Source organism: Hirschia litorea, from assembly GCF_042665075.1.
Classification (GTDB): Bacteria; Pseudomonadota; Alphaproteobacteria; order Caulobacterales; family Hyphomonadaceae; genus Hirschia; species Hirschia litorea.
On the sequence record NZ_JBHTBR010000005.1, the window covers coordinates 230183 to 249404 of the forward strand.

Consider the following 19222-nt stretch of genomic DNA (forward strand, 5'->3'; position numbering starts at 1 on the left):
AAATCAAAAAAAGCGCCCTCATTTCAATGATTAAGGGCGCTTTCATCACACAGCGGAGCTGCAACAATTTTACATATTTAACGTTCTAGTTGTTAGCCGACCGTCTTAGAAATGCTGGAATCTCCAACTCATCATCTTCATATTCGTCTGCATCGAGTTTAGGGCCATCTTCTGAAGAGGCTTTATCTGCGTCTGCGCCCTTACCCCAACCAAATAAAGATGAACGCCCTTTAGATGAACGCTCCTCTTGAGGTGGCTCACTCTCTTCAGGTTCAACTGCATACTGCGTGTCATCATCAGCATCTTCAGCTTCCACTGCGCTTTCCGGCTCTTCATCATGCACACTAGGACGTCGGTTGATAATTGGTGGAGCGACGTAGTCTTCATCGTGACTTGCTGTTTCAGCTGCCACTTCTTCGGTCTCAAGGTCTTCTTCAGGTAAAGCCGGTTCAGCATCAAGCGCAGCAGAAATTGCATCCGCAGCCGTAGGCTCTGACGGTTTAACAACAGGTTGAGCAAATGGACGCGCAGAAGCAGCGCTATCTCCACCTGCAGCCTGATAAGAAATACCCGTCGCGACGACAGACACGCGAATTTTTCCTTCAAGCGAGTGATCGAATGTAGACCCAAGAATGATCTGCGCATCAGGATCAACTTCCTTGCGCACTTCATTTGCAGCCTCATCCACTTCATACAATGTCATGTCATAGCCACCAGTGATGTTAATCAACACACCCTTGGCACCCTTCATAGACACATCATCCAGCAATGGATTTGCAATCGCCGCTTGCGCAGCCTTTAACGCACGTTGTTCACCTGCGGCCTCACCTGTTCCCATCATCGCAGCCTCCATGCCAGACATAACTGTCCGCACATCTGCAAAATCGAGATTGATAAGCCCCGGCATAACCATAAGGTCGGTTACGCCGCGCACACCTTGATACAAAACCTCATCAGCCATTGTGAACGCATCTGCAAAAGTCGTATTTGCATTGGCGATACGGAAGAGGTTTTGGTTTGGAATAATAATAAGCGTATCAACATGATTGCGTAGCTCTTGAACGCCTTCATCCGCGATCGTCATCCGGCGCTTACCTTCAAAATCAAACGGCTTGGTAACAACACCGACGGTCAGCACACCCATTTCTTTGGCTATTCGCGCTATAACTGGAGCAGCACCGGTTCCTGTACCGCCTCCCATGCCTGCTGCGATAAAGGCCATGTGTGCGCCTTCAAGCTGCTTTTTGATTTCGTCGATTGACTCTTCAGCTGATTCAGCGCCGACGGAAGGTTTCGCCCCGGCACCCAGCCCCTCAGTTGTTTTCATTCCAAGCTGAACCTTGTGATCAGCTTGAGAGTGAAGCAAAGCCTGACTATCTGTGTTCGCAACTATAAATTCCACGCCTTGAAGCTTGGATTGAATCATATTGTTGACGGCATTGCCCCCGGCACCACCGACTCCAAAAACAATTATGCGTGGTTTCAACTCTACCGGCATGGTGCCGCACCTCGTGAGATATTTAGCCAGAACTAGCCGTACCAATTAAAGGCACAAACTAACGGAAAAAGGGTATTAGCGATATTAGTATGCAAATATGCCTAAGTGCAGGTTAACCCAACATGGTAAATCCGCAATATCTTTTACAGTCCCCAATGGAGACAATCTGTATTATCTTCTAAAAAAATGGCTATATTGCGTTGGAACTAAAAGTTCTCTTTCAGCCAATCAGTCGCCTTACGGAAGATAGAGCCCCCCGACAAAGGCATGCGGCTCTTTCCATACATGGGCGCGACAGCACCTGCACCGCCATTGATTTCCCATTTCAGCAATCCGGCCGCAGATGAAAATGCTGACGTTTGATACATCTCACCCAGCCCAGTTGTCCGAGATGGACGTGCCATGCGCACAGGCGCTCTAAACACTTCCTCTGCAACGTCACGCATGCCGGGCATTTGGCTTGCCCCACCTGTAAGTACGATACGTCTCGGCAAAGGACGGTATTGCGCAGACGCCTTGGATAAACGCTTCTCCAACAATTCCAACATTTCTTCAAAACGCGGCCGCAACATATTCGTCAGCTCTGCTTTTGATGTCGTACCAGCCTCAAGACGGCCATCCTCGCCAAGCCTTGGCGCATCCACAACATCAAATGCATGCACCTGAGATAACGCCACAGCGCCATGCAAAGTCTTCAACCGTTCTGCTGCTGCAAATGTGGTACCCAATCCTTGTGCAAGATCAGAGGACGCACGCGCACCACCAACGGGAACACTATCAAGATAAATCAAGTTACCTTCATAAAAACAGGCAGCACTTGTTACACCGCCACCCATATCAATGACCGTTGCGCCCTGCTCAATTTCATCTTCCACCAAAACGGATAAGCCTGCCGCATAAGGTGAGGCCACGACCGCTACCGGATTCAAGTGCGCACGTGTCACGCATTGTGCAATATTCTTTAAGGGTGCGACAGGACCAGACACCACAAGCATCGTAACTGTAAGACGCGTCGCAATCATACCGCGTGGATCTTTTACCCCCCCTGCACCATCAAGCGCATACCCTAACGGAGTTGCATGCAAGATCTGGCGATCAGGCTGTTGGAATGTCGAAAGCGCAGCATTATTGGCATCGCGCACATGCATTTGTGTAATCTCACGATTACCTACATTCACGCCGCCTTGAAGATAAACACTTTTCAAATTCGGGCCAGAAACACCCAGCACAACATCACTAATACGTGCGCCAGCTGCGCGTTCAGCTTGCTCCACCGCCACACGAATAGAGCGCTCTAGCGCATCCATATCCGTCACCGCACCATTTTTAACACCGCGCGATAATTGATGCCCCGCCCCCACAATGTGGACATTCTTAGTCCCTTCGGGGTTTTTAGAAATCAAACAGGCAATTTTAGACGAGCCAATATCAAGCGCGGCCAAAAATGGCGGCTTGCCGGCAAGTTTTTCTCGCATAGTTATACGGCTTGCCAATGATGACATGGATTAAGCCCCCCCGGACTTTTTGTCTAAGCCTGAACTTTGTTCATATTCAGCGCGCGCCTCACCCAACCCCACAGCAAAACGCTCTGGGTCACGTGCATCAATTCTTGTCACCTCTGAATCCTTGGCAAGCACGCCTGTGGCTTCATCAAGGTTATACACAGCCAGCAAAGCTGCATCCACGAGTTTATCTTCAGGCAAGGCAATCTCTAAGCCTGTATCCAATCGCAAATCCCAGCGGCGCCCACCAACGCGCATGGCGACTTCTAGATGTTCAGAAATTTGAGGGTGAAATTCTAATTGGGCCAACAATTCAGGAGCTGCATATCCAGCAGCAGGTCCAACGACGCGCGGCAGGTTTACAAATTTTGTTGGATCTTCACCTTCCATCGGTTTCCCGACTTGGTCGACAACAGCCCACTCACCATCCGTTTGCCACAGTGCCAAGGGACGACGATTATCTGCTAGAATCCAAATATCATTAGGCCACTGTCGCAACACCCGTACTTCAGATACGTTCGCAACCTTTTCTTCGATGCGTTCTTTTAAGACAAATGGGTCGGCACGAAACATGTTTTCACCCGGCTCGATTGCCAAAGCATTCAACACATCCGCTTTCGTGCGTGGATCTAATCCTTCAATTGAAATTTTAGAGACCGTAAAGCCTGTTGATTTGGCAGTTGCATCCAAACCTGTCTGAATGCGCTCATCGATCGAGGCCAAAGAGCCTCCCATCCATGCAGCAACAGCTACCATAACGGCACCTGCTGTCACTGTTCCAAAAGCATAGGTCGACAATTGCTCGGACAATATCGTAGTGGGCACAGCCTCTTGCGGGCGCGCTGCTCTCTTACCTTTTTGTGACTTGCTTCTCACCTGTGACATGAAGCGTCCTCTATCATCCAACGTACCAGCTTCTCATAGCTAATGCCCTTATGCGCTGCCTGTTCTGGCACAAGCGAAGTCGGGGTCATTCCAGGCTGGGTATTTGTTTCCAATATTACCAATCTATTTGTCTCGTCATCATAGCGAAAGTCAGAACGCGATACGCCGCGACACCCTAATGCGTCATGTGCAACAAGTGCGGCATCGAGCGCAGCTTGTGTAACGGCATCAGATATTTGTGCTGGTATAACGTGTTTCGACCCTCCAGCCTCATATTTGGCTGAGTAATCGTAATAATCTCTTAAAGTCGTGATCTCTGTGACCGCTAAAGCTTCATTTCCCATTACAGATACGGTCAATTCTCGTCCGGGAATGAATTGTTCGACCAAAACCGAATCCCCAAACCCCCATTTAGGGTCCAATAATTCAGCAGGTGGACGATTAGCTCCTTCAGGCACAATCAACACGCCAAACGAAGACCCTTCAGCAATAGGTTTAACCACATACGGTGGCTCCATCACGTGATCAGCAGCCACGTCTTCCTTTGCGTACACTCCGCCCTCAGCAACGATGAGTCCAACACGCGCATATACGTCACGCGATTTAGCTTTATCCATCGCCAAAGCAGATGCCAGCACACCGGAATGAGAATAAGGAATTTCAAGAATTTCTAATAAACCTTGAACGCAACCATCCTCACCATAAGGGCCATGCAGCGCATTGAGCACAACATCAGGCTTAGCGTCATTTAATTGAGTGGAGAGATCACGCGTGACATCTATTTCAACGACATCATAGCCTTCATTACGTGCAGCTTGTGCCATTCCACGGCCTGAGGACAAGGAAACATCCCTTTCCGATGACCATCCACCCATTATGACTGCTACGCGTTTCATTCTTTGATCTCCTTGAGGCTCTAATTCTGACCGCTTAAGGTTAAACAAACCTACGCAGAAATGCATAAAATTTGATCTATTTTCTCAACCCCAGAGCGAAAACAGATTATTGCTATTGTTTTCAATATGATAGATGATAATTACATCCCTTTAACAATCTCATTTTTTATGGAAATACTTCATAAATTGCGTCTCTTGCTGATATTTTCGGCCCAAGCAGGTTAATATTCCTCCAAACGCAATTAACTTTACGAAAGCAAACCTTCTAAAGTTAAATTTTTCCTCTTTCACACAAAACACACGAGATCAGACCTGTAATTTGGCACAAAATTAAATAATCATCCCATTGACACCAAAAGTTACAAATGTAACACACACGCCACCGATATAACTCAATTCCACGTGGGGGCCGAATGTCCAAGTTAATATACTCAGCTAGTTTGGTCGCTTTATGTCTATCAACACAGAATGCTTTTGCGCAGTCCCCCGCAACAGTCCAAGATTCGACATCAACATACCAACTATCGGATTTCAAACAGTTTTCACCGCGAACAGCGATGGATCTTATCGCTAATATACCAGGCTTTAATATCGTAGAGGCCGACTCTAAACGCGGCCTAGGTCAAGCCGGCGGCAATGTCTTGATCAATGGCAAGCGTATTTCGACAAAATCCAATGATCTGAGTGATATTCTAAGTCAAATCCCCGCCGCAAATGTTGTGCAAATCATCGTACAGGATGCGTCTCAATTTAATATTCCGGGCTTGTCTGGGATTGTCGCAAATATAGAAACTCAAGCGAGCGGATTTAAAACCCAGTGGGAATGGAACCCGGTATTCCGCAATCATCGCTCACCTTGGCTTGGCGCGGCAAAACTGACAATGACTGGCCAGTCGGGTCCCTTCAATTTCAACATTTCACTGGAAAACGAAGTCCGCCGTAACAATGCGCGTGGGCCTGAGACCTTGCGCGATAGAAACAGCAGCATATTTGAAACGAGAGATGAGTATTTTCATTACAACGAAGATGCCCCCTCAATATCAACTTATATAGGCTATGAGAATTCTGCCGGCAGCATTGGTTCGCTGAACATTAATTACGAAAAAGAAGATTGGTCCTTCACCGAATGGTCCAAGCGCAAACCAAATAATAATTCACCCTATCTGCATATCTTCACAGAATCCGAGCAAGAATGGGGCGCTGAAATAAACGCTGACTATGAATTTGCACTTGCGGGCGGACGCATGAAATTGATTGGCCTACACAGCGTCGAAGATAGCCCCTATTACAACCAAGTTCATATCGCGACGAGTGATACCGAATTTGAAAATGGCCGCGCATACACCAATCACGCGAAAGAAGCAGAATCCATTATTCGCGGCGAATATTCATGGATGGTCGATAATGTCAAAGAGTGGCAGATATCTGCAGAAACAGCATTCAATAGCTTAGAAAGCGACAGTCTAGAATATGTGCAAGCAACAGATAGCCTCGCCTTCAACGCACTTGCCGACACAGCCTCATTTGATGAAGTCAAAGAAAAGCGCGCAGAACTAAATATCACGCATGGCCGCCCCCTCACCGACCAACTGAAACTACAAACCTCACTCGGTGGTGAGTTTTCTCAGATCACACAAACAGGGAGCGGACAGGCCGAACGAGAATTTTTCAGGCCCAAAGGCTTCCTAAACCTAAGCTATGTTCCCCAATCAGACCTAACCCTCTCCGCACGATTAGATCGTCAAGTTGGACAATTAGATTTTGGAGACTTCATCGCATCGCGTGATATTTCAGAGGGAAATGACAATGCGACCAACACTGACATTGTGCCCGAACAATCATGGAAACTATCTCTTGAAATGACCAAGCAGCATGGTCCTTATGGTTCGGTCAGCTTTAGTGTGTTTGGAGAAGAAGTCGAAGATATTGTTGAGCAAGTCCCGCTGGATGCAACCAATGAAGCTCCCGGCAACCTTGATTCAGCGCAACGCTTTGGCGCAGAAATTTCTGGCACATTCAATTTTGCTCCTCTAGGCATTCAAGGGCTCAAACTTGATTACCAAGCAAACGCCAATGACTCACGTTTGAAAGATCCACTCACAGGCAAAACCCGCCGCATAGGTGGGCAGACAATGTCTTATGTCGAACTTGATTTACGATATGACATTCCCAATACTAATTGGGCAGTATCAGGCTATTATGAGCGTGTGCGCTGGGCATTTGATCCACGCCTAAACCTAAACCTTCGTCAATATAATGACATTCCTTTTACGGCTCTTACCATTGAGCACAAAGATTTCTTCGGCATGCAAGCATCATTGGGGGTGCGAAACCTTAGCAATCAAGAAGAAAGCCTCTTTAAAGAAGTCTATGTTGATCGCCGTGATGGCCCCGTTGCCCGCACAGAATATCGCATTCGCAGGTATGAGCCATATGTCATTTTTTCACTCAAAGGTGAGTTTTAAGCAGTCACTTACTGCCCATACAGTTCCCAATTATATGATTTATGTATAAATGCAGTTAGACACGCACGCTTTAACTTGACTTTAATCTCACCAATTATATTACCTTCACAAAACATGTACAAATTTTAATGTTTGGTGGATTGCATCAAGTTGAGTTGGTTTAAACCCATAAGCGCGACGAGTTTAATAAGCGCCTGCATCATGATGCAGGCCACAAGCGCGCAAGCAGCTCCCTCTTCTGGCACAACAATCATCACACCAGTTGAGTTTAAACATTATTCCCCCCGCACGGCGCTCGACATTGTGGAGAACCTCCCAAATTTCACAATGTCGATCGGCGCGCAAAGCAATATTGGGGTAAATGGCACTAATGTTCTGATCAATGGAAAGCCAATCAGAAACAAACCCAGTAGTGTTCGCGGCACGCTAAACCAGATAAACGCAAAAGACGTAACTAAAATTGTCATTGAGGATGCAACAAAATATAAGCTCAACGGCTTAAAAGGATATGTCGCAAACATACATACCAACACCTCTAAAATTTCAGGCAATTGGTCTTGGACCCCTCGCTTTCAAGACCATAGACCCGGCGCTATTGGAAACGTCTCTCTCAACTTATCTGGCCAAAAAGACATCTTCGAATATCAAATTGCATTGCGAAACCTCTCCCGTCGCCAAGGAGCGCGCGGCTTAGAAATTGTACGCAATAAAGCCAATACCATAACAGAATACCGTCACGAGGAAGAAACCTCCGACGTTGATATTCCTTCAATCAACACTCAAGTGAACTTTGAAACAGCTGACGGAAAACTTGGCTCGTTCAACCTTGGCTATAAACGCCCCCACATTACGTCCAAAGAAATTTCACGCCAACAATCGGTGAAGGGGAATGAAAAGGTCCGTATTTCCACCAGTGAGCGCAGAGAATGGAATGGCGAAGTCGGCGGTGATTATGACTTCCCATTGGGTGAGGGCCGCTTAAAACTCATTGGATCTTATCAGTCCAAACATCGCCCCTTCAGCCAACAATTACACACGCTCCTATCCGATTTCAGCTACACAAACGCAACAGGCACCAACAGCCTCAACATAGAAAACGAGCAAGTCGCACGCGCTGAATATACTTGGTCGACACACACGAACGAGGACTGGCAATTCATTGCTCAAACCGCTTACAACAGCCTAGAAAAACACAATATCCGCTTGAAACAAGCGCAAGATAGTCTTGCTCTTCAAGATATCCCCAAAACAGAAACCTTCGACACTGTTGCAGAAAAAAAATCTGAATTTGCCATTCTTCACGGTCGCCCACTTGGCCCAAATGTCACTTTACAATCTTCATTTGGCGGCGAATTCATTCACATTTCGCAAATGGGAACGGGTCAATCCGAACGTGACTTCTTTCACCCCAAAGGCTTCACAGCGTTAAACTACCGCCCTTCACGTGGCATGAGTATCAACACGCGGCTGCAACGACATGTACGCAGGTTCAATTTCTTCAACTTTATCGCCTCTCAAAATTTGGAAGAAAACAGCGCAAACGAGACAAATGCTGGCATATTGCCCGAAAAATCTTGGCTCCTTTCAGTCGACCTTAAAAAGACAATCGGAAATTTAGGCTCGACGCGACTTCGATTTTTCGGAGAGGAAGTTGAAGATATCGTCGCTCAAATCCCCATCGGCCAAACTTCTGAAGCTCCGGGCAATATCGACAACGCCGAACGCTTTGGCGCTGAAATGTCAGGCTCAGTGAAATTTGCTCAATTAGGGATTAATGGTCTTAGGTTTAACTACTTCCTAGCCGCTCGTCATTCCAATATGGTTGACCCTGTCACCAATGAAACACGCCGCATCGGCGGTGAAAAATTGTCTGATATGAACATGTCTTTGCGCTATGACATTCCCAATTCAGATTGGGCGCTAACGGGCTTGGTACAAAAATCTCGCTGGGCATCTAATCCACGCATTAGCCAAGTGCAAATGAAAGCGGTCGATACACCATTTACGCAAATCACAATAGAAAACAAAGATTTCTTCGGAATGAATGCCGCCCTAGGCATCCACAATCTTAGCGACCAAGCTGAGATATTATCCAAAACCATCTATCCAAACCGCCGCCTCGCTGCCCTCTCAAGGTCAGAATACCGCTCGCGCACCCGTGGCACATCCGTCAGTTTCAGCTTACGCGGCAGCTTCTAGTCGGTTTGACATTTTACTTTTTCAATCATATATCCGGCGCAAGGTTTGAAGCAGCCTGCCGCTCGCTGGGATATTCTCAACGGTAAATCGCTCGGTCAATTTGCAAATTTTGCAGCATGATCTTTTCTCAGAACACAGCCTTTAAACAGGCGGTCTTTTGGCAATGCGAGCACCAATTCACAATGACCGCGTTTATAAAGGATGAGTCTGATAATGACCTCTGCTAAAACAACGCACACTTCTAACAAGCGCGCACGTTTACCCAAAACAATCGCAGGTGCCAAAGCTTATGCGAAAACAATGCGCAACAATCACAAAGAAGCTAATGCACCAATCACGCACGCCAAAGCTCTTGAGCTTACTGCCCATGCTCTTGGTTTTTCAAATTGGAATATAGCTGCTGCCCGCCTCTCTAATCGCCCCTTATTTGAACCTCAAATAGGCGATCGCGTGACTGGCAAATATCTCAAACAAGACTTCACCGGAGAAATTGTTTCGGTCACACGTTATGATCAAGGCAGTCATTTCCAAGTCAGCATTCACTTTGACTCACCTGTGGACGTGGTCAGCTTCAGCTCATTCTCTGCCTATCGTCAGCGCGTCACTGCCCTGCTCGATAATGAAGGCATATGTGTAAAATCCACGAGTGATGGCGACCCGCATATGACGATTATCTCAACGCATTCAGCAGTCATTTAATCAAAACAACCCGCGCGCTCTTACCCTAGAGCGTGCGGCCAATGCGTTTAATTTCCCAGCGCAACTCAACGCCAGAATTAGCCTTCACTTTCGCGCGAACGTCCTCGCCAAGCCCTTCAATGTCAGCTGCTGTCGCATCGCCAGTATTGATCATGAAATTACAATGCTTCTCTGAGACTTGAGCGCCGCCACGCATCGCGCCGCGCATGCCTGCCTCATCAATAAGCTTCCAGCATTTTCGTTGATCAGGTGTGCCCGGTGGATCAGGATTTGCGAAAGTCGAACCACCCGTTTTTTCACGGATAGGCTGGGCCTCTTCGCGACGTTTTTTCAGCGCTTCAATACGGTCTTTCACAATTTGAGGGTCTATAATTTCACCCTTAAATACCGCTTCGACAAATATCAAATCTTCAGGCGCATCTGAATGACGATAGGAATACCCAAACTCACGGTTTTTCAGCGTCACCCATGTCCCTTGACGCGTAAGCGCAACCGCTTCCACCAAAACATCAGCAGTTTCTTGCTCATAGCATCCCGCATTCATGCGCAACGCACCGCCAATAGTCCCAGGAACGCCAGAGAAAAACTCCAAACCGCTAATGCCAAACATCGCCGCCTTTTGAGACACTTTACTATCAAGTGCCGCTGCTCCCGCAACAACCTCATTGCCGACAACGCGAATTTTTCCAAAGGCAGGTGTCAATCGCACAACCACCCCCTCAACTCCGCCATCACGTACAATCACATTGGAAGCAGCGCCCAGAACAGTCACAGGAATATCGTCTGGCAATGATTTAAGAAAATCAGCCAGATCTTCTGGATCTGCGGGCAAAAACAGCACGTCTGCTTTTCCACCCACCCGAAACCATGTGAAAGGTTTTAATTCTGCATCAGCAAGCAATTTTCCGCGTACAGGCGGCATTCTGGAAATCAAATCTGTCATATTGCTGCAAATACCCTGCTTCTATGCATCTTGCTAGCCTTTCCTAGCATGAACCCAAGGCTCAACTCACACAATCCTCGCAATCGCGTGATGAAATGTTGTCAAAGCGTTTAGTGACAAAACTAAGGCCATACTTCACTCTCCTTTCAGTTTAAAAGCTTGGGAGACTAAAATATGACCGCTGTAAGCAAATGGGGCGCATACGTCCTCGCTGCCTTTATGGCCTTTATGGGGATTCAGAAATTCATCGGCGATGTGCCTATTTTCATCATTATCGAAGACAACCTCGCCGCAGATTGGGGGCTTACCCTTCCATTTATTGATCCAATGCTCAAATACGCAACTGGATTGGGCGAGTTAGCTGCCACTGTAATCCTTGTAGCTGGTCTACGTCTCATTGGCGGCGGTTTATCCCTCGCATTAATCGGCGGTGCAATTTTGGCGCACCTCACCGTATTGGGCGTATACACCCCCATGAGTTCTGCACCCGATGCCGAAAAAAGCCCCATGCTCTTCATTATGGCACTTGTATTTTTCGCACTATCAGCAGCTGTAACATATGGTGCCTTTAAAGCGCGCCGCTAATCAAAATACTGGATCATCAAAAAAGCCAGCCTCCATATTTTGGAAGCTGGATTTTTCTATACTCAAGAGCGGATTTTCTCTATTTCGCGTCTGGTTTCGTCCACGCAAATTTAGAGAAAGCCTCATCCACAGGTGTGTTCGCAACATGGTTTGTGTAATTAGATAGCGTCTTGTGTGCCAATCCAAGGATCACATCCAAAACCGTGGTGTTGTCATACCCGTGTGCAAACAAAGCTTGGACTTGCTCATCTGTCACAACACCGCGTTGGTTTAGCATTTGGCGCGTAAACTCTGCGAGCGCTTCTAGTTTCGCATTCGGAATTGTCTTGCCATCACGGATCGCATTGATGATGTCATCAGATACGCCTTGTGATTTAGCGATTCCTGTATGAGCAGGCACACAATAGTGACAATTGTTTTCATAATTGATCACCAACCACACAACATTACGCTCATCTGCATTCAATGAGTTGGAAGCAAATGAGTCAGCCAGATATTTGTAGGATTTCAGCAATTCTGGGCTTTGAGCCATCGTCGCATACAAATTAGGGACAAAGCCCATTGTTTTTTTAGCGCCAGCTAAAATCTCTTTTGCCTCATCAGGTGCTGTTTCAGGTGTGTGTAATGTGTAGGTGCTCATCTCTATTATCCTCATAGGTTAGCAATTGCTCCAGCTTTGGATATAGTTATGTACACGCCTGAACATAAGCGTGTCACGCCTCACTTTTACGTGATTGTTTCAAGAAACTATGGTAGCGCTGAATCTACGCTCTGTTTTCACAATGAGGCATAAGCTCAAGTTTGGAAGGACGCTTTATGAAATTCGCCCCTTTTACAATTCTCATGCCCATTATCGCGCTGGTTGGATGCGCCAATCAAACAAGTACGAAAATGCCCAAATCTCCCGCCCTTCCGCCACCACCATTTACTGCCCCAAGCGAAACAACCGACAATACGCCGAACGAACTGGAAGAGAATGTGGACCATAATATAATTGCCGGCGGATATGCGCCTGCTGATTTAAGCGATGAGAATGCGACGCGCGCTAAAGAATTGATGATTGATACAATCTACAGAAAATTCCCCACCCGGGCGCTCGTCGATAAGGTCAGCGCAGAAGTGCAGGTCGTTGCGGGATTAAATTACCGCTTCCGCATAGAAATGACGGGAATGCCTAGAACACGCGATATATTCACAGGCGTCGTCTATATGGATCTCAAACAGAAAATGACTGTCACCAGCCTAGAACAAATCCAAGGCCAGTAGTCGCAAAAATATCAAACCTTCACCGACACCATTGTTCCTGCAATCGGTGTCGCTTTGCGTACTTCGACTTCAAAATCTGTCAGATCTTCCTTCAGCTCATCAAACACTTCATCAGCTTCAAGAAATGCCTCACTTTTGTCCGCCTTGCCATCACCCGAAACAATGGCTTTCTTTTTCATATAGGTTAGCTCATCTTCCATCTTCTTTGCGATACCACGCACCTTGCCGATGAACTCCAAATTTTCTCGTGTAGCAGCTGCTTGGGGTGAATTCTCTGCTTTCACCCATTTCGTGTCTGAATCTCCATACGCATTGACAGCACGCTGCGACAAGGCGCGCTCCTCACCTGCGGCAGACACATAGCTGGCCTCAACCTCTTCCCCATCAGCAGCAAACCTCTCCCCCTCCACAGCACTAGCAGAGACTGCTTGTTCCGCTTCTTGAGCCGCTTCAGCATCTTGGTCAGCATTGCGTTCATCAGCTTCATTTGCATTAGAAGAAGGGGCTAATCTCCCCACACTCACCATAGACACATTCGGTGCTGCGCTAGATAACTCGCCCAGAGCTTTGGCTGCGTCAGCATATATTTTGACTGCATCTTTAAGGTCTTGCGCTAATCGCCCCAGCTGGCGCGCCATCTCTTTGGGATCGTTCGCCCACACAGCTTTGATAATTTTAAACTGCTTAACAATGCGATCTAGCGACTCTCTTGCCTGATTTTTCTTGCGCGACAAGGCTTCTCTTTCAGGATCAGATTGAACTTCCTTAGACGCTTCTTGTGCCTCTAATTCAGCAGCCTTTGCATGTGTTTCTTTTGCATTCAATTGCGCGCGGATAAGTGCATTTAAGTCTTGCTTTGGCTCAGCCACAGATTCACGCTTTTGCGTCTCACCCGATACAGGCGGACGATAAAAAGACACAACAGACTGTGAAACCAACAAACTCATTATAAACACCCAATTCTGAGTGCTTATAAAAACATAAATGCCTTAAATTGAGATGGATTTCATCTCACAACTCATCACTTACCTGCACGAATTTGTTAACCTTTTCAGCAAGCAGGATAGGCTAATTCTTTCAATAGATTGTCTATTTTTCTAAATTGGCAGCCAACGCATTGGCGTGCGATGTAATATCACCCGCCCCCAGACAGACGACCATATCACTTGGTTTTGCGAACGCTCGAATAGCTTCTGGCAGAGCCTCAAGGCTTTCCAATATGCGCACATCTTTGTGCCCATGCTGGCGGATAGATCTCACCAATGTCTCGTGATTGATACCTTCAATCGGGCTCTCACCTGCTTCGTAGACAGGCGCTATGAACACAGTATCTGCCTTATCAAAACATGTCGAAAACTCAGTGAATAAATCGTGCAGTCTTGAATAACGGTGTGGCTGCGCCACAGCAATCAACCCATTTTGCCCCTGCATCGCACGAGCAGCTTTTAAGACCGCTTCAATTTCTACAGGGTGATGACCATAATCATCAATAATGCGCACCGGCTCTTGCCCCTCTTGTGGCAGCCACTCACCCGCTGGCGTAAAGCGACGCTTCACACCACCAAATCCAGATAAACCTACACGAATTTGATCATCACTCGCGCCAAGTTCTAACGCCACTGTCACAGCAGCAAGCGCATTCTGAACATTGTGATCCCCGGCCATCGGCAAAGTACAACCACTTATCATTCGCGGCGCAGCAGAACCAGGACGACGCAACGCTATATCAAAGTGCGAACCAGCTAAGTCAGTCGTTAAATTCATTGCGCGCACATCGGCCTGACGGTTAAATCCATATGTTATGCGGCGTCGGTCAATAATGCGCGATGCGAGCGCCTGCACTTCGGGGTGATCCGTGCACAAAACTGCAAAACCATAAAAAGGGATGTTTTCAACAAATGTATCAAAAGCGGCCCGCAAATTTTCCATAGAGCCATAATGCTCCATATGCTCAGGATCGATATTTGTTACAATTGCGGCTGTTGGCGAAAGCTTAGTGAACGTCCCATCACTTTCATCCGCTTCAAGCACCATCCAGTCACCGGCCCCCGCTTTCGCGTTAGAGCCATAAGCGTTCACAATACCGCCATTGATAACAGTTGGGTCAATATCAGCCGCATCCAACAGTGAGGCCACCATTGTTGTCGTGGTTGTTTTTCCGTGCGTTCCAGCCACACATACAGTCCACTTTAACCGCACTAATTCGGCCAACATGTTCGCGCGCCGTACAACAGGAATCCCGGCTGCACGCGCCGCATCTACTTCAGGGTTTCCAGCCTTAATTGCAGAGGAAATAATAACAGCCCCAGCACCCTGCACATTTTCCGCAGTGTGACCGACAAAAATCTGCGCGCCCTTATTCCGTAAACGATCTAAATTTGGTCCTTCACGCATATCTGAACCCTGAACCTTATAGCCCATTGTCAGCATAATTTCTGCTATACCCGACATTCCAATACCGCCGATACCAACAAGGTGAGCAGGGCCAAGATCAAATGGTGATGGGTTTTTCATAGGAATGTTCTTCTGGTCTAGGTTTTGTTTTATATAGAATTAATAGTCTGTTTGAATATTAATTACGCTAAATATTCGCCGCTTTTATGGCAATGTCTGCCAATTCCTGTGCTGCCGTCAATGGGCCTAATTCACGAGCAGCTGCCGCACGTAGGGCTAGATCACCATGAGGGCCCAACATCTCTTCTAGCACATGTGCAAGCGATGTAGGATTAAACTCTTTTTCAAGGATCACTTCAGCCCCGCCTCCAGCCTCAAGGCTTTCAGCATTGGCACGTTGATGATCATCCATAGCAATGCCCAACGGGATCAAAATGGCCGGACGCCCCGCGACACACAATTCCGTAACTGTCCCCGCACCCGAACGTGCAATGACCAAATGCGTCGCAGCCAAACGTTTATCCATATCCGTAAAGAAGGGTGCTAATTCACAACTTACACCCGCTTCTGCATAGATGGCCTGTACACTAGAAATTTGATCTTCCCGAACTTGCTGCACCATATGCAAGTTACGGCGGATAAGTTCCGGCAATTTCTCGATTGCAGCGGGCACAACCTCACCAAACATTTTCGCACCTTGGCTTCCGCCTGTTACCAGCACATTCACTTTTCCACTCTCCAATGACGGATATGGAACGTCTCGTACCGCTAAAATAGGAGCGCGCACAGGATTACCCACCTCAATACGATGAGCATTTGCCTGAGGGGGTATCTTATCCAAACGTCCAAAACCAGATGCAATAGTTACAGCCGATTTTGCAAACACCCGATTTACACGCCCTAGAACAGCGTTCTGCTCATGAATGATTATAGGGACTTTCAGCGCTTTGGCAGCCGATAAGGATGGAAAACTAGGATACCCACCAAACCCCGCGACAAGGTCTGGCTTTACTTGTTTCATATGTTTTTTCGCCGCAGAAATCCCGGCGCGGATCTTTAGCGCGGACATCAATAACTTATCAGGCCGCTTGGACCCGATCGTTGCAGCTTTCACTTGCTCAATCCATTCAGCGGGAAAATTATCCACATATCGCAATCCACGATCATCCGTCACCAGCCCCACGCGCCAGCCCCGCTTAATCATTTCTTCTGCAAATGATTGCGCCGGAAACATATGCCCGCCCGTACCACCTGCAGCAATGATAACTAACGGGGCATCCGCATTCGAAGTCACATTTTTCATTATGGTATAAACCGTCTCATAGAGATTTCAGGGCGTCGGCGTGTTAATGCTAAAGCAAGTCCTAGCGTTAATGCAGAACCCAATAAAGAGGAACCTCCGTAGGAAATAAACGGCAAGGTCATCCCTTTGTTAGGAATAAGCGCAATATTCACACTGATATTTATCGCAGCCTGCAAACCAAAAAGCGCATATAACCCAGCTGCAGCAGACCGTGGATAAGGGTCTGGATGGCGAGAGGCAGTTAAAATCCCTCGCACAGTAATCAACGCAAATAATATAATCAGCGCTAAACACACTAACAAACCAAATTCTTCGCCAATGACGGAATAAATAAAGTCAGTATGAGCATCTGGCAGATCATGTTTAATTTGCCCTTCTCCCATGCCGGCACCAAGCAGCCCCCCGCGCTCCAGTGCTTCACGTGCTGTATCCACTTGGTATGTGTCATAATCTGATGGATTTAGAAATGCATTCACACGGTGGCGCACGTGCGGGAACAAAGCAAATAAACCACCGCCCAACGCCGCAAACCCCAGCCCTAAAGCCAATACCCACCAAAGCGTAATGCCCGACACAAAAAACGTCACAAGAAAACCAGCCGTCAGCAAAGCCGATTGCCCGACATCCGGTTGCAATAGCAACAAACCCAAAGTCGCTACAAACAAAACAAACGCAACCAAAGTCCAAGGTGCATTGGGAAAATGCTCCCTCTGCGCAAGTAGCCACCCAATCAACAATATCAGTGACGGCTTCACCATCTCCGATGGTTGAAACGTCATACCAGCTAATCGAATCCAACGTTGCGCACCTTTAGCCTCATGACCAAATAAAAGCACATAAGCCATCAGTAAGAAGCTTGTCACAAACACCAACGCCGCAACACGCCGTGCCCAGGGAGGGGTCAGGATAGAAGCACCCACCAACAACACAGCCGACATGCACATAAAAGCTGCCTGCCGGTACACAAAATAATAGGGATCAGAAAAACCAATTCGGTCCGCAGCTGCTGGTCCAGCCGCCAATGACACCAGCAAGCCTACCCCCATTAAAAGGAATAAGCTTGTAAGCATCATTTTATCTACGGTGCGCCACCACTCCGCCAATAAAGACCGATCAGAACGCGCAAAGCTGGTCATGTCTCGCCATCTCCGGGTTCGTCCTCACCCTTTCAGGCGATAACTTTGCTCACTTGCTCTAATTCCAATGCGTGAACATGGTCCTTAAACGCATCTCCCCGCGCTTCAAAATCTTTAAACTGATCAAAGCTTGCACATGCAGGCGAGAATAAAACGACTGGATTTTCAACCCCTGAAGCACGTGCATCCCTGTAAGCAGCAGCGACCGCCACATCCAAAGTCTCACAATTTACCGTCTCAACTTTACCTTTCAACGTATTGGCAAAGTCAGCCATTGCATGACCAATCAAATAGGCTTTGTGAATACTGCTAAAGTATGGAGATAATGCATCAATCCCATCATCTTTTGCGCGTCCACCCGCAATCCAGAATGCCCCCGGATAAGCCCGCAAAGCTTGTTCCGCCGCTTGCGCATTTGTCGCTTTGGAATCGTTCACAAAGGCGACTTTTCCAACACTACCAACGCTTTCAAGACGGTGCGCAAGTCCAGGGAAGGAATTTATACCATCCAAAATTTCAACGGCATCTAATCCAAGCGCCTGACAAGCAGCGTAAGCGGCAGCAGCATTTTGATGATTGTGTTGTCCCGGCAGTGCCCGCGCACCCGCAAGGCTAACAGTTGTATCTGTGTGGCCTGATAGACTATCGGACAGCACACCATCGAGCACTGATACACCGCGCCCCAAGGCCATTTCTGCCGATACAGGACATACTCGACGCGTATTTTCAGCGGCTAAACGCGTGCACAATATTTGAGTACGCATATCATCAACACCAACAACCGCTGTATCCATTTGCGTTTGATTGCGGAAAATACGCGCTTTAGCAGCAACATACCCCGCCATACCGCCGTGACGATCTAAATGATCTGGTGATACATTGAGGAAAACAGCAACATTACAGCGCAAACTGTCGATCAAATCCAATTGGTAGGATGACAATTCCAGCACATAGATTGAGTTTGCAGTCATTGGTTTAAGGTCTAAAACACCTACACCAATATTACCGCCAACACGTACATCTTTTCCAGCACGTTCAAGAATGTGCCCAATCAACGCCGTTGTCGTAGACTTCCCGTTTGTTCCAGTAATCCCTACAATTTTAGGCCGCGCATGAGCTGGCAATGCCGCCACAGCCTGGGCAAACAATTCCATGTCTCCAACAACTGGAACGCCGACCATTTGCGCCATTTTAACAACGCGATGCGGCTCTGGGTAACGGAAAGGTACACCTGGAGATAACACCAATGCAGAGAACTTCTGCCAGTCCATCTTATTGATATCTGAAATCGTCAAACCATCGGCAGCGGCACGCTCACGGGAGACCTCATTGTCATCCCACGCATGAACACGCGCACCACCAGCAATTAACGCTTTCGCTGCGGATATCCCCGTACGGCCCAAGCCGAAGAGTGCGATATCCTTACCTTTATATACGGAAACAGGGATCAT

At 47.5% G+C, this 19222-nt stretch carries 16 protein-coding genes; 5 read left to right on the forward strand and 11 right to left on the reverse strand.

The features are described 5' to 3' along the window. Positions 1–85: 85 nt before the first annotated feature. The 4 genes from ftsZ to ACFQS8_RS09860 all read right to left on the reverse strand — a co-directional run bounded on the left by ftsZ (position 86) and on the right by ACFQS8_RS09860 (position 4781). On the reverse strand, positions 86–1498 hold the full coding sequence (gene ftsZ, locus ACFQS8_RS09845) for a cell division protein FtsZ (protein ID WP_382167155.1): 1413 nt from the start codon (positions 1496–1498) through the stop codon (positions 86–88). Between the two features lie 206 nt (positions 1499–1704). Beyond that, on the reverse strand, positions 1705–3000 hold the full coding sequence (ftsA, locus tag ACFQS8_RS09850; protein ID WP_382167156.1) for a cell division protein FtsA: 1296 nt from the start codon (positions 2998–3000) through the stop codon (positions 1705–1707). Between the two features lie 3 nt (positions 3001–3003). Further along, positions 3004–3885 (reverse strand): cell division protein FtsQ/DivIB, encoded by an 882-nt coding sequence (locus ACFQS8_RS09855; protein WP_382167157.1) that lies wholly within the window; start codon positions 3883–3885, stop codon positions 3004–3006. Beyond that, entirely contained in the window at positions 3873–4781 is a 909-nt protein-coding gene (locus tag ACFQS8_RS09860; protein ID WP_382167158.1) for a D-alanine--D-alanine ligase, read from the reverse strand. Before ACFQS8_RS09860 ends, ACFQS8_RS09855 begins: the two co-directional genes overlap by 13 nt. 413 nt (positions 4782–5194) lie before the next feature. On the opposite strand from ACFQS8_RS09860, the gene ACFQS8_RS09865 reads away from it, so the two are divergent. The 3 genes from ACFQS8_RS09865 (at position 5195) to ACFQS8_RS09875 (ending at position 10144) form a co-directional block, all read left to right on the forward strand. Further along, a complete protein-coding gene (locus ACFQS8_RS09865; RefSeq protein ID WP_382167159.1) occupies positions 5195–7246 on the forward strand; it encodes a TonB-dependent receptor plug domain-containing protein in 2052 nt (683 codons plus the stop codon). A gap of 201 nt (positions 7247–7447) precedes the next feature. Then, positions 7448–9445: a TonB-dependent receptor gene (locus ACFQS8_RS09870; protein WP_382167160.1), complete on the forward strand. Its 1998-nt coding sequence runs from the start codon at positions 7448–7450 to the stop codon at positions 9443–9445. 213 nt (positions 9446–9658) lie between these two features. Next, positions 9659–10144 (forward strand): glyoxalase superfamily protein, encoded by a 486-nt coding sequence (locus ACFQS8_RS09875; protein ID WP_382167161.1) that lies wholly within the window; start codon positions 9659–9661, stop codon positions 10142–10144. Between the two features lie 25 nt (positions 10145–10169). On the opposite strand, the gene murB is transcribed toward ACFQS8_RS09875, so the two are convergent. After that, positions 10170–11087, reverse strand: a complete 918-nt coding sequence (gene murB, locus ACFQS8_RS09880) for a UDP-N-acetylmuramate dehydrogenase (RefSeq protein WP_382167162.1) — start codon at positions 11085–11087, stop codon at positions 10170–10172. 174 nt (positions 11088–11261) lie between these two features. On the opposite strand from murB, the gene ACFQS8_RS09885 reads away from it, so the two are divergent. Further along, entirely contained in the window at positions 11262–11672 is a 411-nt protein-coding gene (locus ACFQS8_RS09885; protein WP_382167163.1) for a hypothetical protein, read from the forward strand. A gap of 79 nt (positions 11673–11751) precedes the next feature. Here ACFQS8_RS09885 and ACFQS8_RS09890 read toward each other — a convergent pair whose 3' ends face one another. After that, positions 11752–12312 carry a carboxymuconolactone decarboxylase family protein gene (locus ACFQS8_RS09890; protein ID WP_382167164.1) on the reverse strand — a complete coding sequence of 187 codons (561 nt, stop codon included), beginning with the start codon at positions 12310–12312 and terminating at the stop codon, positions 11752–11754. A 176-nt stretch (positions 12313–12488) separates the two neighbouring features. Here ACFQS8_RS09890 and ACFQS8_RS09895 point away from each other — a divergent pair, with 176 nt between their 5' ends. Beyond that, positions 12489–12938, forward strand: a complete 450-nt coding sequence (locus tag ACFQS8_RS09895) for a hypothetical protein (protein WP_382167165.1) — start codon at positions 12489–12491, stop codon at positions 12936–12938. Positions 12939–12949: 11 nt separating this feature from the next. Here the strand turns inward: ACFQS8_RS09895 and ACFQS8_RS09900 are convergent, their stop codons facing one another. The 5 genes from ACFQS8_RS09900 to murD form a co-directional block, all read right to left on the reverse strand. Beyond that, positions 12950–13885 (reverse strand): hypothetical protein, encoded by a 936-nt coding sequence (locus ACFQS8_RS09900; RefSeq protein ID WP_382167166.1) that lies wholly within the window; start codon positions 13883–13885, stop codon positions 12950–12952. A 142-nt stretch (positions 13886–14027) separates the two neighbouring features. Then, complete coding sequence (gene murC, locus ACFQS8_RS09905) at positions 14028–15452, reverse strand: UDP-N-acetylmuramate--L-alanine ligase (protein ID WP_382167167.1); 1425 nt, start codon at positions 15450–15452, stop codon at positions 14028–14030. Positions 15453–15519: 67 nt separating this feature from the next. After that, on the reverse strand, positions 15520–16635 hold the full coding sequence (gene murG, locus ACFQS8_RS09910; protein WP_382167168.1) for an undecaprenyldiphospho-muramoylpentapeptide beta-N-acetylglucosaminyltransferase: 1116 nt from the start codon (positions 16633–16635) through the stop codon (positions 15520–15522). Next, the gene (locus tag ACFQS8_RS09915; protein WP_382167169.1) at positions 16635–17771 is read right to left on the reverse strand and encodes an FtsW/RodA/SpoVE family cell cycle protein; all 1137 of its coding nucleotides are present in this window, start codon (positions 17769–17771) and stop codon (positions 16635–16637) included. Before ACFQS8_RS09915 ends, murG begins: the two co-directional genes overlap by 1 nt. A gap of 32 nt (positions 17772–17803) precedes the next feature. Then, positions 17804–19222, reverse strand: a complete 1419-nt coding sequence (gene murD / locus ACFQS8_RS09920; protein ID WP_382167170.1) for a UDP-N-acetylmuramoyl-L-alanine--D-glutamate ligase — start codon at positions 19220–19222, stop codon at positions 17804–17806.

Bases quoted from the DNA above. Each gene is read 5' to 3' on its own strand.
- ACFQS8_RS09900 (WP_382167166.1), bottom strand. From the start codon at position 13,885: ATGAGTTTGTTGGTTTCACAGTCTGTTGTGTCTTTTTATCGTCCGCCT.
- ACFQS8_RS09870 (WP_382167160.1), top strand. From the start codon at position 7,448: ATGATGCAGGCCACAAGCGCGCAAGCAGCTCCCTCTTCTGGCACAACA.
- ftsA (WP_382167156.1), bottom strand. From the start codon at position 3,000: ATGTCATCATTGGCAAGCCGTATAACTATGCGAGAAAAACTTGCCGGC.
- ACFQS8_RS09890 (WP_382167164.1), bottom strand. From the start codon at position 12,312: ATGAGCACCTACACATTACACACACCTGAAACAGCACCTGATGAGGCA.
- ACFQS8_RS09860 (WP_382167158.1), bottom strand. From the start codon at position 4,781: ATGAAACGCGTAGCAGTCATAATGGGTGGATGGTCATCGGAAAGGGAT.
- ACFQS8_RS09865 (WP_382167159.1), top strand. From the start codon at position 5,195: ATGTCCAAGTTAATATACTCAGCTAGTTTGGTCGCTTTATGTCTATCA.
- ACFQS8_RS09895 (WP_382167165.1), top strand. From the start codon at position 12,489: ATGAAATTCGCCCCTTTTACAATTCTCATGCCCATTATCGCGCTGGTT.
- murB (WP_382167162.1), bottom strand. From the start codon at position 11,087: ATGACAGATTTGATTTCCAGAATGCCGCCTGTACGCGGAAAATTGCTT.
- ACFQS8_RS09915 (WP_382167169.1), bottom strand. From the start codon at position 17,771: ATGACCAGCTTTGCGCGTTCTGATCGGTCTTTATTGGCGGAGTGGTGG.
- ftsZ (WP_382167155.1), bottom strand. From the start codon at position 1,498: ATGCCGGTAGAGTTGAAACCACGCATAATTGTTTTTGGAGTCGGTGGT.
- murG (WP_382167168.1), bottom strand. From the start codon at position 16,635: ATGAAAAATGTGACTTCGAATGCGGATGCCCCGTTAGTTATCATTGCT.
- ACFQS8_RS09855 (WP_382167157.1), bottom strand. From the start codon at position 3,885: ATGTCACAGGTGAGAAGCAAGTCACAAAAAGGTAAGAGAGCAGCGCGC.
- ACFQS8_RS09885 (WP_382167163.1), top strand. From the start codon at position 11,262: ATGACCGCTGTAAGCAAATGGGGCGCATACGTCCTCGCTGCCTTTATG.
- murD (WP_382167170.1), bottom strand. From the start codon at position 19,222: ATGATCCCTGTTTCCGTATATAAAGGTAAGGATATCGCACTCTTCGGC.
- ACFQS8_RS09875 (WP_382167161.1), top strand. From the start codon at position 9,659: ATGACCTCTGCTAAAACAACGCACACTTCTAACAAGCGCGCACGTTTA.
- murC (WP_382167167.1), bottom strand. From the start codon at position 15,452: ATGAAAAACCCATCACCATTTGATCTTGGCCCTGCTCACCTTGTTGGT.